This window comes from Comamonas testosteroni (assembly GCF_014076415.1).
Taxonomy (GTDB): Bacteria; Pseudomonadota; Gammaproteobacteria; order Burkholderiales; family Burkholderiaceae_C; genus Comamonas; species Comamonas testosteroni_F.
This window is the reverse complement of sequence record NZ_CP043568.1, coordinates 5,544,536-5,557,578: the sequence shown is the minus strand read 5'-3', so window position 1 is coordinate 5,557,578 and position 13,043 is coordinate 5,544,536. Positions and strand designations below refer to the sequence as shown.

Below are 13,043 nucleotides of genomic sequence, written 5' to 3'. Positions count from 1 at the left end.
GCAATCAGGTCTGTCCCCAGCAAGGGGGCGTTGCACGGCATCAGTGCGCTATTGTTTGCGCGGCGGCGCTATGCGCTACACTGTCCGCATCATGTTCATTCATCGCACGTTCAATGCAGGTTGTGGAGACCGGGGAGCCTGGCCCTGGCGTAAGCCTGCACATCTGAACTGCTGAAGCACCCGGCACGAGCCCGGCGTGCACCCCGCGGCCCCATGCGTTGCATACTTCGGGCCACTTGGAATGAACCGGCGCATCCCTTCTTCAAACGCGTCATCTGCCCGTAGTCAATCCGTGCAGATGCACCATGCGCCATGACTCCCGGAGCTTCTCCCGTGATCACGGAACTGGAATTCAAATCACTTGCGGCCCAAGGCTATAACCGCATCCCCCTGCTGATCGAGGCCTTTGCCGACCTCGAAACCCCGCTTTCCCTCTATCTCAAGCTGGCCCATGCCAATGGCGACGGCAAGTACAGCTTCTTGCTGGAATCCGTCGTCGGCGGCGAGCGCTTCGGCCGCTACAGCTTCATCGGCCTGCCGGCACGCAGCTTTGTGCGCGCCTCGGGCTTTGGCCCTGAAGCCAGGACCGAAGTAGTGACGGATGGCAAGGTGGTGGAGACAGCCGGCGGCAATCCGCTGGACTTCATCGCAGCCTATCAGCAGCGCTTCAAGGTTGCCGTCACGCCCGGCATGCCGCGTTTTTGCGGTGGTCTGGCCGGCTATTTCGGCTATGACGCCGTGCGCTACATCGAGAAAAAGCTGGAGAGCAGCTGTCCGCCCGACAGCCTGGGCACGCCCGACATCATGCTGCTGCAGTGCGAAGAGGTCGCCGTCATCGACAACCTCTCGGGCAAGCTCTATCTCATCGTCTATGCCAACCCCGGCGAGGCCGAAGCCTATACCCGCGCCAAGAAGCGACTGCGCCAGCTCAAGGACCAGCTGCGCTATTCCGTCAGCGCGCCGCAGATTCGTGCTGGCGAGAGCTATCCCGCAGAGCGCAGCTTCGACAAGCAGGACTATCTGGACGCCGTGCAAAAGGCCAAGGAGCTGATTGCGGCGGGCGACTTCATGCAGGTGCAGGTGGGCCAGCGCATTCACAAGCGTTTCACGGCCTCGCCGCTGTCGCTGTACCGCGCGCTGCGCTCGCTCAACCCCAGTCCCTATATGTACTTCTACCATTTCGGAGATTTCCATGTGGTGGGGGCCAGCCCGGAGATCCTGGTGCGCCAGGAGCGCACGCCCGATGGCCAGAAGGTCACGATTCGCCCCCTGGCCGGCACCCGTCCGCGCGGCAATACGGTGGAGGCCGACAAGGCCACCGAGCAGGAGCTGATCGCCGACCCCAAGGAGCGTGCCGAGCATGTGATGCTGATCGATCTGGCGCGCAACGATATCGGCCGCATTGCCAGGACCGGCAGCGTCAAGGTGACCGAAGCCTTTGCCGTGGAACGCTACAGCCATGTCATGCATATCGTGAGCAATGTGGAAGGCATCTTGCAGGACGGCATGGACAATATGGACGTATTCAAGGCCACCTTCCCCGCCGGCACGCTGACGGGCGCTCCCAAGGTGCATGCCATGGAAGTCATCGACCGGCTCGAACCCAGCAAGCGCGGCATCTACGGCGGCGCCTGCGGCTATCTGAGCTTTGCCGGCGACATGGATCTGGCGATTGCGATCCGCACCGGCGTCATCAAGGACAACGTGCTCTATGTGCAGGCCGCTGCCGGCGTGGTGGCCGACTCCGTGCCCGAGCTGGAATGGAGAGAGACAGAACACAAGGCCCGCGCCCTGCTGCGCGCCGCTGAACTGGTTGAGGAAGGTCTGGAATGAGCCAAGCCATTGATCTGGTGCAGCACTGCACCACCATGGAAGATGTACGCCGCAATGTGAATGCGCTAGACGATGTACTCGTGCCGCTGCTGGTCACGCGCATCGGCTATATGCAGCAGGCGGCGCGCATCAAGGGTGACGTGGGTCAGGTGCGCGATGAGGCGCGTATCGAAGCCATCGTCAGCCGCGTGCGTGAGCGCACAGCGCAGGAGGGCGGCCAGCCCGATGTGATGGAGACCGTCTATCGCGCGCTGATGGAAGCCTGCATCGCCTACGAACACCAGGAATTTGCGCGGCTGCGTGAACCCAGGAAATCAGGGGAGTAAGACCATGAAACTGCTGATGGTCGATAACTACGACAGCTTTACCTACAACATCGTCCAGTACTTTGGCGAGCTGGGCGCGGAGGTGACCGTGGTGCGCAATGACGAAACCACGGTGGCCGAAGTCGAGGCGCTGATCGCGCGCGAAGGCATCGAGCGGCTGGTGATCTCGCCCGGCCCCTGCTCGCCCAACGAGGCGGGCATCTCGGTGGCGGCGATCAAGCATTTCGCGGGCAAGCTGCCGATTCTGGGCGTGTGCCTGGGGCACCAGAGCATCGGCGCGGCCTTTGGCGGCGACATCATCCGGGCGGGCCAGCAGATGCATGGCAAGACCAGCGTGATCAGCACCGACCAGAAGGGCGTGTTTGCCGACCTGCCCAGGCAGTTCACGGTCAACCGCTATCACTCTCTGGTCATAGACCGGAGCACGCTGCCCGAATGCCTTGAAATCACCGCAACCAGCGAAGATGGTGAAATCCAGGGGGTGCGTCATCGCGAACTGGCTATCGAGGGCGTGCAGTTCCACCCCGAGAGCATTCTGACCGAGCATGGCCATGCCATGCTGAAGAACTTTCTCGACCAGAAATAACCACAGATTTATTGATAGCTGCTAGCGCATGTCAATGCTTGATTTCAGAATAAAAACAATAGGAAATCAAGTATTGGTATGCGTAAAAAGCTCCCAAAAGCATAGTGAGGTATTGCAATGATCACTCCCCAGGAAGCGCTGCAGCGAACCATCGAGCATCGTGAAATCTTCCATGACGAAATGCTGCATCTGATGCGCATGATCATGCGCGGCGAGCTCTCGCCCGTGATGACGGCTTCCATCATCACGGGTCTGCGCGTGAAGAAGGAAACCATTGGCGAGATCTCGGCTGCGGCCGAGGTGATGCGCGAGTTCTCCAACAAGGTGAACGTGCACGACAAGAGGAATCTGGTCGATATCGTCGGCACCGGCGGCGACGGCGCCAACACCTTCAATATCTCCACCTGCTCTACCTTTGTGATCGCGGCGGCGGGCGGCAAGGTCAGCAAGCATGGCGGACGCAGCGTCAGCAGCAAGTCGGGCAGCGCCGATGCCATGGAGGCGCTGGGCGTCAACATCAACCTCAACGCCGCACAGATCGCCGATTGCATACGCGATGTGGGCATAGGCTTCATGTTTGCGCCCAACCATCATCCGGCCATGAAGAACGTGGCCCCTGTGCGCAAGGAACTGGGCGTGCGCACCATCTTCAACATTCTGGGCCCGCTTACCAACCCGGCATCCGCGCCCAATATCCTGATGGGCGTGTTCCACGAAGACCTGGTCGGCATTCAGGTGCGTGCCCTGCAGCGCCTGGGTGCCGAGCATGCGCTGGTCGTCTATGGTCGCGATGGCCTGGATGAAATCAGTCTGGGCGCGGGCACGCTGGTTGGCGAGCTCAAGGACGGCGTGGTGCGCGAGTATGAGGTCCATCCCGAGGACTTCGGGCTGCGCATGGCGGGCACGCGCTCGCTCAAGGTCGACAATCCCGAGGAGTCCAAGGCCATGCTGATGGGCGTGCTGCAGGGGGTGCAAGGCCCGGCACGCGATATCGTCTGTCTCAACTCCGGCGCCGCCCTCTATGCCGCCAATGTGGCCGGCTCGATCGAAGAGGGCCTGGAGCGTGCACAACAGGCCATCGACAGCGGCGCGGCACTGGCCAAGCTCCAGGAGCTGGTGGCCTATTCGCAAAAGCTCGGCCAGGCTGCGGCATGAGCCTGCTGGATGCGCCCATCTGGAGTGATGCCGGCACCTGGATCGTGCTGGGTGTCTCCCTGCTGTTCATCGTGGTGGGCATAGGCATGCACCGCGTCATCATGAAGGTCTTGCGCGCCGACGCCACCAACAAGGAAAACCATGTCTGACATTCTCAAGAAAATCTGCGACGTCAAGGTCCAGGAAGTTGCTGCCGCCAAGAAGGCCGTGTCGTTTGCCGAGATGCGCCGCGATGCGCAAAGCCGTGTCTCCACGCGCGATTTCGTGGGCGCCATCCGTGCCAAGATTGCCAAGGGACAGGCCGGCGTGATCGCCGAAGTCAAGAAGGCCAGCCCCAGCAAGGGCGTGATCCGAGCCGATTTCGATCCCGCCGATATCGCCCAGAGCTATATGGTGGGCGATGGCAAGATCAGTGCTGCCTGCCTGTCGGTGCTGACCGATCGCCAGTTCTTCCAGGGGCAACCCGACTATCTCAAGCAGGCCCGCGCGAGCACGCTGCTGCCGGTGCTGCGCAAGGATTTCATGGTCGACCCCTATCAGATCTACGAATCGCGTGTGATGGGCGCCGACTGCGTGCTGTTGATCGCCGCCTGCCTGGACGACGCGCAGATGGCCGAGATGGAGCAGATTGCGCACAGCCTGGACATGGATGTGCTGGTGGAAGTGCATGACGGCGAGGAGTTGCAGCGCGCTCTCAAGCTCAAGACGCCGCTGGTGGGCATCAACAACCGCAATCTGCGCACATTCGAGGTCGATATTCAGACCACGATTGCCCTCAAGAAGGATGTGCCCGCCGACCGCCTGCTGGTGACCGAGTCCGGCATCCTGAGCCGGGACGATGTGAAGACCATGCGTGATGCGGGCATTGACGCCTTCCTGGTGGGCGAAGCCTTTATGCGTGCCCGCGAGCCGGGTGAGGCCCTGGCCCAGTTGTTTCAGTAAACGGTGGGCGGCTGTGCCGGTTCAGCGCAGAACCTGCACATCGGCATCCAGAAAGTAACCGACGCCACGCTTGGTCTTGAGCAGCGTGGGCGCGCGGCCGGACGTTTCGACCTTGCGGCGCAAGCGCAGCATCTGCACATCAATGGCACGGTCAAAGACATCATCTTCGGCCTGTGTCAGATCCATGATCTGCTCACGGCTCATGATTTGCCTGGGACGTTTGAGCAGGGCCAGCAGCAGCGAGAATTCGCTCTTGGTCAGTCCCACCTCATGCCCGGCAGCGCTGATGAGGCTGCGCGAGCGCAGCCTCAGCTCCCAGTCAGCAAACTTGAAGCCCTGGGGACTCAAGGTGAACGCGGGACGGGCACAGGAAAAGAAGGCCTGCGTGGCAGAGGCTTGTGAGTGAGTGGCAGAAGAGGTGTGCATGAATAACTCCTTGTGAGCCCGAGCCGCCAAGTGGTCAGCTATGTTGGAATCGATTCTTTGCAAATTGTCAGAATGTGTCACTCACTGAAATCAGGTATTTTGAGCCTCCAAATAGGTGGGAACCCTTGAGGAAATCCTTCGAGATGGCTGCGGAAGTTGAGAAAATCCACGCATGAACTTCACTAGCCAGAGCATGAGTGCTAACACCGCTGCGCCTACCCAGTTGATGAGTGCAGATCCGCAGGACTGGCCTGTCTCGTCAGACTGGAAAACTGTTGTCGACTCTTTCTTTGCTGGGAGCACAGGCCAGGGGCTGCTGCAGTTTTTGCAGCAAAGACTGGATTCCGGCGCCGTGATCTTTCCCCCGGCTCCCTTGAGGGCCCTGGAGCTGACACCGCCAGAGGATGTGCGTGTCGTGATCCTGGGGCAGGACCCCTATCATGGTCGCGGGCAGGCCGAGGGCTTGGCATTTTCTGTCGCACCCGGGGTGCGCGTGCCGCCATCGCTGCAGAATATCTTCAAGGAAATGCAGCGCGAGCTGGGTACGCCGTTTCCGGCTTTTCCCCAGCCTGGTGGCAGTCTGGTGAGCTGGGCTCAGCATGGCGTACTGCTGCTCAACACCAGTCTGACGGTGGAAGAAGGGCAAGCCGCAAGCCATGCCAAAAAAGGCTGGGAAGAGCTGACCGATGCCATCATCCGGCATGTTGCCGAGCAGGGGCGGCCCACGGTCTTCATGCTCTGGGGCTCGCACGCCCAGTCCAAGCGTGTGTTCATTCCTCAGGATCGTGGCCATCTGGTGCTGATGAGCAACCACCCTTCGCCGCTATCGGCTCTGAGGCCTCCCGTGCCCTTTATCGGTAACGGGCACTTCGGCAAGGCCAGGGAGTTCAAGCTCAGACACGGCTATTGAGATGGCCAGATTGTGCTGTCTCAGCGCTTTTCCCTGATTCCAAGCCAGACGCCCGTCAGGCCGTTGAGCGTCACCACCGTCATTCCGAGCAGCGATGTGCTGTCGGGAAGCTGCCCAAAAAACAGCCAGCCCATCAGCATGGCAAAGCCGATCTGGCTGTAGAGGAAAGGCGCCACGGTTGCGGGCGTGGCGTGGGTGTATGCCTGCAGCAGCATCAGGTGGCCAATGCCGCTGCAAAGGCCCATCACAGCTGCCGCTGCGTAGATCTGCCAGTCATCGATGGGCTGCCATACAAAGCCTATGAGAGGCGTGGTCAGCAGCAAGGGCAGCCAGGTCGAGTAAAGTTGGGTGGTAGGAGGTGAATCCAGGCGCGACAGGCGACTTCCGAGAACCTGGTAGGTGGTGCCCGATACCAGCAGACCAACCGGCCACAGAGCGGCCAGGCCCAAGGGCTGTCCATCGTTTTCCGGTCGGACGATGGCAATCACTGCCAGCAGACCGATCACCAGCAGCGACCAACGGGCAGGGCTGACCTTCTCTTTGAAAAATAGCGCCGAGGCCACCACGATAAACAGCGGAGCCGCTGACCAGATGGCCGTGAAATTGGCCAAAGGCATGTTCTTTATGCAGAAAAAGGCGCAGACCGTGGTCAACAGCCCCGAGATCGCTCTCAGAAGCTGAAAACTCAAGGTCTGGGTTCTCAGTGCCGAAAAGCCATGCCGAGGCAAAACCAGCACGCTGGTGACCAGGGCCTGGGCCGTGAAGCGCAGCCACAGAACCATGAGAACCGGAAGCAGTGTTCCCGTGAACTTGGTGGCGCTATCCAGAACGGCAAACAGCGCACAGGCGAATATGGTGAGCAGAACACCGCGGATGGCCGACTGCGCTGACGGGGAAAGTGTGGGAGAGAGCCAGCTGGGGAGCATGTCCGTAGCGAATTGCGACAAGAGAAGCGAGGAATTCTAGGGGGATGAAGTTGCCGGCCTGGGTTGTGACGCCCATAAAAATGCCCGCACTGTGAGGTGCGGGCACTGGATGGGGTGAAGACGGATTACCAGGGCATGGCGTTACGAATACGCGCAATTTTTTCGGCCTGCTCGGTCGAAGACTCCTTGGCGGTGCGCAGCGCTTGCCGGATGAAGACAAACAGCAGCAGCAGGAAGCCGGTGCCCACGGCCGCACCAATGGCCAGCATGGGCTTCTTGGGCTTGATGGAGAGCTCGGGCAGGGTCGGCATCTGGATCACATCGTCGCTGTCCAGACCTTCAAGGCGGCGCTCCATGTCCAGAATCCCCTTCTGGCGATTGCTGTTGGCGGTCAGCAGTTCGCCATAGAGGCGGCTGGTGGCTTCGGTGACACTTTTCCCCGAGGAGAGATTGGCGGAGGTGTCATGCTCCAGCTTGAGGGACTCCTCCAGGCGCGTCTTTTCGGAGGCCAGCTGCACTTCCAGCTGCTTTTTTTCCAGGCCGCGTGGCTTGCTCAGAGGAAACAAGGTGTCCAGCAGTGCCTGGTTGAGCTTTTGAGCCGCTTCGGGCGATTTGGCCTGCGTTGAAATATTCAGCAGCTTGTCCTGCTTGCCGACATTGACGGTGATGCGCTTGCTGAGCTTTTTATAGATTTCCTCCTTGGTCAGGCCATCGTCCAGGCCTGCAACGGGGGCAATCTGTTGCAGCACGTCCGCAGACATCGCCAGGCTGGCGGCCATGGGGGCGGTAAAGCTGGAGCCGGCACGCTCCACCTGAACCGATGCGCTGCTCTCGTAGGTCTTGGGGATCGCCAGGGCGATTCCATAGGCCGCGATGCCAGCCAGCAGCGGGCCGAAAATCAGAATTTTCCAGTTTTCTGCGAGAGTGACCAAAAGATCCAGCAGATCCAGCTCTTCATCTTGTGGGGTTTGAACTTCCATTGATTTTTTCTAAATGAATAAGCACTTTGACAAAACGATGAAATCTACCACTAAGAAAAGATTGACCCCAGTGTTTCTGTAACTCCTTATGCCAGGAGCCGGCACAGCGGCTCCAATGTGTTGCAGATCAGCGCTGGCGCTCCAGCAGCATGGAGTCTCCATAGCTGAAGAAGCGGTAATGCTGGGCAATCGCATGCTGATACATGCCCATGATGTGCTCATAGCCCGCAAAAGCGCTGACCAGCATCATCAGCGTGCTTTTGGGCAGATGGAAGTTGGTGATCAGCATGTCGACCACCTGGTACTGAAAGCCCGGGGTGATGAAGATGCTGGTGTCGCCGCTGATATTGCCGTACTTGGCCCAGGACTCCAGCGTGCGCACCGTGGTGGTGCCCACTGCAATGATGCGGCCGCCGCGCTGGCGGCAGCGCTCCATGGCAGCCAATGTGGGCAGGGGAATGTCGTACCACTCGCTGTGCATGGTGTGGTCGGCAAGGTTTTCGGTCTTGACGGGCTGGAAGGTGCCGGCTCCCACATGCAGGGTGACGCTGGCGCGCTCCACGCCCTTGGCTTGCAGGGCGGCCAGAACGGTCTCGTCGAAATGCAGGGCGGCGGTCGGTGCGGCCACGGCACCAGGGTGGGCTGCGAACACGGTCTGGTAGCGCTCGCTGTCTTCCTTTTCATCCGGATCATGCTCGGCGTTTTGCTGGCGCTCGATATAGGGCGGCAGAGGCAGGTGGCCGAACTGCTCCAGCAATTCATAGGGCGATTCGCCCTGGTTGCCCTTGAAGGAAAGATGGAACAGTGGTCCGTTCTCGTCCGGCCAGCGGCCCAGCAGGGTGGCTTCGAAACCGCCGTTCTTGAGGCCGCCGCAAAGATGGATCTTGGCACCAGGCAAGGGCTTCTTGCTCACGCGCATATGGGCCACAACCTCGTTGTTCTGCAGCACGCGCTCGACCAGCAGTTCGATCTTGCCGCCGCTGGCCTTTTCGCCGAAGACGCGCGCCTTGATGACCTTGGTGTCGTTGAAGACCAGCAGGTCGCCGGGCTGTAGCAGATCGGGCAGTTCGCGGAAGATGCGGTCGGTGGCCGGGAGGCTGCGGCCGTCAAGCAGGCGCGAGGCGCTGCGAACGGCGGTGGGATGCTGGGCAATCAGGGATTCGGGCAGGTCGAAGTCGAAATCGCTGAGTGTGAATTCACGGGTGCAGGAAGACATGCGGTGCTTGAGGGCCGTACGAGGCCCGTTCCAAGTTCAATCAAACAAGTGGGCGATTGTCGCAAATCGCCATTAGGGCTGCCGGCTTCAGGGCTGAGCAGCGGCTGGGTTCCAGAGCTCGTTGAGATTCCTGAAGGGCCAGTCGGCAGGGTCTTCGCGCCCGACGATGCTGTCGTTCGCTTGGGGGCACGCCAGGTCGAGAATCTCGGGCGTGATGCGGCGTTGCTGGCGCAGGCAGTAAAAGCGCCGCACTTTCGGGGTCAGCAAACAGCTCGGCGAGACATCCAGCACCACGGCAAGATGCTGCGACTGCAGTCGCACCAGCGAGCCCAGCGGGTAGATGCCCACCGTCTGGACAAACTGCTCGAAGATGGCCTTGTCGAAATGATGGGGCGCCCATTGCGCCATGCGCTGCAGCGCGATGGCCGGGTGCCAGCCCTGCTTGTAGGGGCGATCCGAGGTGATTGCGTCATAGACATCGCAGACTGCCGTCATGCGCGCCATCAGACTGATCTCGTCCTGCTTCAGTCCGTCGGGATAGCCCGTGCCGTCGACTTTTTCGTGGTGATGCAGGCAGGCGTCGGTAACGGCGTCGTCCAGCCCCTGAGGCAGCAGGATTTCGTAGCCCCAGCGAGGGTGGGACTTCATGATGACCCATTCCTCGGCATCCAGCGGCCCAGGCTTGTTGAGAACATCTGGCGGTACTCTGCTTTTACCGATGTCGTGCAGCAGGCCTGCGATACCGGCCTGATGCACCTGGTGCTCGTCCAGACCCATGCGGCGTGCCAGACCAATCATCAGCGCGCACACCGCAATGCTGTGCATATAGGAGTAGTTGTCCGCAGTCTTCAGTCGCGCCAGGCTGATCAGGGCATGGGGGTTGCGCTTGATCGACTCGGCCATCTCGTCGACCAGCAGGCCTGAGGCAGGCAGGTCCAGCGGGCGGCCCAGGCGAACGTCCTTGAACATGGTCTTGAGCACATCACGTGCCTGCCCAATGATCTGACGGGCCTGCTGCAACTCCACGCTGGTTCTGGTGGGCCGTACCGGCGAGCTTGGCACAGCTTCGTCGCCTGGCGACTCAGAGACTTCTGCGGGCGTGATGTCGGGGGCGATGTCGGCCCCCTTGCCGGTGTCTATCCACACCTGGCGGATGGTGGTGGCAAGCAGGCGTTCCAGGTCCCTGGGCTGATCGAGCAGGAGGCGGGCACGCAAAAAGGGGTGCTCCATCCACGAGCCGCAGAACTCGTGCACAAACATTCCCGGGCGCAGGTGCTCGACATCAACTCGCTTCAACATGAATTTCTACGGAAACACGCAGTAACAATTTGAGAATGGTAGCGATTTTGACGTTGTTGCGCTGGAGGCAGTTGTTTGCATACCTGAATATGCTGTATATACATACATTGCTTTCCCTGTCGCGGGGAGTGTAGTCAAGGAGTCTCAGTTGTCTGTGTCAAAAAAGCCTGTTGCCGAGCCGAAGTCTGCTGTCAAGCGCGCTGCCGCTCGTGAGAAAAAGGCGGGCATGGACCAGGATGCCGCTCCCAAAAAGACCGTCAGCCCGGCGCAGCAGGCCTTGCAGAAGATGGGATTGACGCGCGATATCGATCTGGCTTTGCATCTGCCGCTGCGCTATGAGGACGAAACCCGCATCGTGCTGCTGAAGAACGCGCGTGATGGCGAGACGGTGCAGATCGAAGCCACGGTCACGCACAGCGAGGTGCAGCTGCGCCCGCGGCGTATGCTCAAGGTCACCGTGGATGATGGCAGCAGCACTTGTCTGCTGACCTTCTTCAGCTTCTACCCGTCACAGCAAAAGACCATGGCGCCCGGCGCGCGTCTGCGCATCCGCGGCGAGGTCAAGGGCGGTTTCTGGGGGCGGCAGATGATGCACCCTGCATTTCGGGTGGCGGGTGGCGAGCTGCCCACGGCGCTGACACCGGTCTATCCCGCCACTGCCAGTCTGCCCCAGGCGTATCTGCGCCGGGCCATTGCCTCGGCGCTGTTGCGTGCCGATCTGTCCGAGACCTTGCCACCGGGGCAGTCGCCTCCCATCGCGCAGTTCTATGGTCAAAATGGACTGCAGCCGGCATATGACTTGCGCAATGCGCTCATTTTTCTTCACCATCCAACGCCCGATGTGGCCTTGGTCACTCTGGAGGACCATTCCCACCCGGCCTGGCAGAGACTCAAGGCGGAAGAGCTGCTGGCCCAGCAGCTGTCCCAGTACGAGGCCAAGCGCGAGCGTGCCCGCTTGCGCGCGCCCGTGCTCAGGCCGCAGGCCGGCATGGCGGATTTGACGCAGCAGTTTCTGGCGCAGCTGCCGTTTGGCCTGACGGGGGCGCAGCAGCGAGTGGTGGGAGAGATTCGGGCCGATATGGAGCGCCGTATTCCCATGCATCGTTTGCTGCAGGGCGATGTGGGCTCGGGCAAGACGGTGGTGGCAGCACTGTCTGCCGTGGCCTGTATCGAGGCCGGCTGGCAATGCGCCTTGATGGCTCCGACCGAAATCCTGGCCGAGCAGCATTTCGGCAAGCTGGTCGGCTGGCTGGAGCCGATTCTGGCTCCGCTGGGCAAAAAGGTCGCCTGGCTGGCGGGTGCCCAGAAGAAGAAGGAGCGCGCCGCGATGCTGGCGCTGGTGGAAAGCGGCGAGGCGGCGCTGGTCGTGGGCACCCATGCCGTGATTCAGGAGCAGGTGCAGTTCAAGAATCTGGCCCTGGCCGTGATCGACGAGCAGCACCGCTTTGGCGTTGCCCAGCGCCTGGCGTTGCGGCAAAAGCTCGCGGCCACGGGAATGGAGCCGCATTTGCTGATGATGAGCGCCACACCGATTCCGCGCACGCTTGCCATGAGCTACTACGCCGACCTCGATGTCTCAACCATAGACGAGCTGCCGCCAGGGCGCACGCCCATCGTCACCAAGCTGATCTCGGACAGCCGCAAGGACGAGGTGATCGAGCGCATCGGTGCCCAGGTCGCCAGCGGGCGTCAGGTCTATTGGGTCTGCCCGCTGATCGAGGAGAGCGAAGCGCTGGATCTGTCGAATGCCACGGCCACCCATGAATATTTGAGCGAAATGCTGCCCGGTGTCATGGTGGGTCTGCTGCACTCGCGCATGCCCACGGCCGAGAAAAAGGCCGTGATGGAGCTGTTTTCTGCCGGCGTCATGGGGGTGCTGGTATCCACCACGGTGATCGAGGTGGGCGTGGACGTGCCCAATGCCTCGCTGATGGTCATTGAGCACTCGGAGCGCTTCGGCCTCTCGCAGCTGCACCAGTTGCGCGGCCGTGTGGGGCGCGGCGCTGCAGCCTCGGCCTGTGTGCTGCTGTATTCGGTGAATGACAACGGGCGACTGTCCGATACCGGCAAGGAGCGCCTGCGTGCCATGGCCGAGACCAATGACGGTTTCGAGATCGCGAGGCGGGATCTGGAGATTCGCGGCCCGGGGGAGTTTCTCGGCGCCCGGCAGTCGGGCGCCCCCATGCTGCGCTTTGCCGATCTCGAGCAGGACGTGATGCTGCTGGACTGGGCGCGCGAGCTGGCACCGCTTATGCTTGAGCAGTTTCCTGCGCTGGCTGCACGCCATGTCAGCCGCTGGCTGGGTGGAAAGGCCGAATATTTGAAGGCCTGAAATACCCAAACCTGCGTTTGAAGACGTAAAGAGTTACGTTTTTGCAGGAATATATGTAATCTTTTGCCTTGGCAATTTGTGATTGAATGCAAAAACAGGATGAATCAATGCT

Annotated in this window: 13 protein-coding genes; 8 read left to right on the top strand and 5 right to left on the bottom strand. The window is 60.9% G+C overall.

Features of this window, described 5'->3' with window-relative positions; all coding sequences use genetic code 11:
* Positions 1-333: 333 nt before the first annotated feature.
* The 6 genes from trpE to trpC all read left to right on the top strand — a co-directional run bounded on the left by trpE (position 334) and on the right by trpC (position 4,842).
* Positions 334-1,833 (top strand): anthranilate synthase component I, encoded by a 1,500-nt coding sequence (gene trpE / locus F0P97_RS25605; protein WP_182284859.1) that lies wholly within the window; start codon positions 334-336, stop codon positions 1,831-1,833.
* Positions 1,830-2,159 (top strand): chorismate mutase, encoded by a 330-nt coding sequence (locus tag F0P97_RS25600; protein ID WP_182284858.1) that lies wholly within the window; start codon positions 1,830-1,832, stop codon positions 2,157-2,159. The genes trpE and F0P97_RS25600 overlap by 4 nt, the downstream gene beginning before the upstream one ends.
* A gap of 4 nt (positions 2,160-2,163) precedes the next feature.
* On the top strand, positions 2,164-2,745 hold the full coding sequence (locus F0P97_RS25595) for an anthranilate synthase component II (RefSeq protein ID WP_034355070.1): 582 nt from the start codon (positions 2,164-2,166) through the stop codon (positions 2,743-2,745).
* Between the two features lie 111 nt (positions 2,746-2,856).
* A complete protein-coding gene (trpD, locus tag F0P97_RS25590; RefSeq protein ID WP_182287313.1) occupies positions 2,857-3,900 on the top strand; it encodes an anthranilate phosphoribosyltransferase in 1,044 nt (347 codons plus the stop codon).
* The gene (locus F0P97_RS25585; RefSeq protein ID WP_176391566.1) at positions 3,897-4,049 is read left to right on the top strand and encodes a hypothetical protein; all 153 of its coding nucleotides are present in this window, start codon (positions 3,897-3,899) and stop codon (positions 4,047-4,049) included. Before trpD ends, F0P97_RS25585 begins: the two co-directional genes overlap by 4 nt.
* The gene (gene trpC / locus F0P97_RS25580) at positions 4,042-4,842 is read left to right on the top strand and encodes an indole-3-glycerol phosphate synthase TrpC (RefSeq protein WP_182284857.1); all 801 of its coding nucleotides are present in this window, start codon (positions 4,042-4,044) and stop codon (positions 4,840-4,842) included. Before F0P97_RS25585 ends, trpC begins: the two co-directional genes overlap by 8 nt.
* Positions 4,843-4,863: 21 nt before the next feature.
* On the opposite strand, the gene F0P97_RS25575 is transcribed toward trpC, so the two are convergent.
* Positions 4,864-5,268, bottom strand: a complete 405-nt coding sequence (locus F0P97_RS25575; protein ID WP_182284856.1) for a winged helix-turn-helix domain-containing protein — start codon at positions 5,266-5,268, stop codon at positions 4,864-4,866.
* Between the two features lie 172 nt (positions 5,269-5,440).
* Here F0P97_RS25575 and F0P97_RS25570 point away from each other — a divergent pair, with 172 nt between their 5' ends.
* Positions 5,441-6,178: a uracil-DNA glycosylase gene (locus F0P97_RS25570; RefSeq protein ID WP_182284855.1), complete on the top strand. Its 738-nt coding sequence runs from the start codon at positions 5,441-5,443 to the stop codon at positions 6,176-6,178.
* Positions 6,179-6,198: 20 nt separating this feature from the next.
* Here the strand turns inward: F0P97_RS25570 and F0P97_RS25565 are convergent, their stop codons facing one another.
* The 4 genes from F0P97_RS25565 to F0P97_RS25550 all read right to left on the bottom strand — a co-directional run bounded on the left by F0P97_RS25565 (position 6,199) and on the right by F0P97_RS25550 (position 10,599).
* The gene (locus F0P97_RS25565) at positions 6,199-7,125 is read right to left on the bottom strand and encodes a DMT family transporter (protein ID WP_232538059.1); all 927 of its coding nucleotides are present in this window, start codon (positions 7,123-7,125) and stop codon (positions 6,199-6,201) included.
* A 104-nt stretch (positions 7,126-7,229) separates the two neighbouring features.
* The gene (locus F0P97_RS25560) at positions 7,230-8,084 is read right to left on the bottom strand and encodes a Wzz/FepE/Etk N-terminal domain-containing protein (RefSeq protein ID WP_182284854.1); all 855 of its coding nucleotides are present in this window, start codon (positions 8,082-8,084) and stop codon (positions 7,230-7,232) included.
* Between the two features lie 127 nt (positions 8,085-8,211).
* Positions 8,212-9,300 carry a tRNA preQ1(34) S-adenosylmethionine ribosyltransferase-isomerase QueA gene (gene queA, locus F0P97_RS25555; protein ID WP_034377352.1) on the bottom strand — a complete coding sequence of 363 codons (1,089 nt, stop codon included), beginning with the start codon at positions 9,298-9,300 and terminating at the stop codon, positions 8,212-8,214.
* A gap of 87 nt (positions 9,301-9,387) precedes the next feature.
* A complete protein-coding gene (locus F0P97_RS25550) occupies positions 9,388-10,599 on the bottom strand; it encodes an HD-GYP domain-containing protein (RefSeq protein ID WP_182284853.1) in 1,212 nt (403 codons plus the stop codon).
* Positions 10,600-10,747: 148 nt separating this feature from the next.
* Here F0P97_RS25550 and recG point away from each other — a divergent pair, with 148 nt between their 5' ends.
* Positions 10,748-12,931: an ATP-dependent DNA helicase RecG gene (gene recG / locus F0P97_RS25545; RefSeq protein ID WP_182284852.1), complete on the top strand. Its 2,184-nt coding sequence runs from the start codon at positions 10,748-10,750 to the stop codon at positions 12,929-12,931.
* Positions 12,932-13,043: the final 112 nt, after the last annotated feature.

Bases quoted from the DNA above. Each gene is read 5' to 3' on its own strand.
- F0P97_RS25600 (WP_182284858.1), top strand. From the start codon at position 1,830: ATGAGCCAAGCCATTGATCTGGTGCAGCACTGCACCACCATGGAAGAT.
- queA (WP_034377352.1), bottom strand. From the start codon at position 9,300: ATGTCTTCCTGCACCCGTGAATTCACACTCAGCGATTTCGACTTCGAC.
- F0P97_RS25595 (WP_034355070.1), top strand. From the start codon at position 2,164: ATGAAACTGCTGATGGTCGATAACTACGACAGCTTTACCTACAACATC.
- F0P97_RS25575 (WP_182284856.1), bottom strand. From the start codon at position 5,268: ATGCACACCTCTTCTGCCACTCACTCACAAGCCTCTGCCACGCAGGCC.
- F0P97_RS25585 (WP_176391566.1), top strand. From the start codon at position 3,897: ATGAGCCTGCTGGATGCGCCCATCTGGAGTGATGCCGGCACCTGGATC.
- trpC (WP_182284857.1), top strand. From the start codon at position 4,042: ATGTCTGACATTCTCAAGAAAATCTGCGACGTCAAGGTCCAGGAAGTT.
- F0P97_RS25550 (WP_182284853.1), bottom strand. From the start codon at position 10,599: ATGTTGAAGCGAGTTGATGTCGAGCACCTGCGCCCGGGAATGTTTGTG.
- F0P97_RS25570 (WP_182284855.1), top strand. From the start codon at position 5,441: ATGAACTTCACTAGCCAGAGCATGAGTGCTAACACCGCTGCGCCTACC.
- F0P97_RS25560 (WP_182284854.1), bottom strand. From the start codon at position 8,084: ATGGAAGTTCAAACCCCACAAGATGAAGAGCTGGATCTGCTGGATCTT.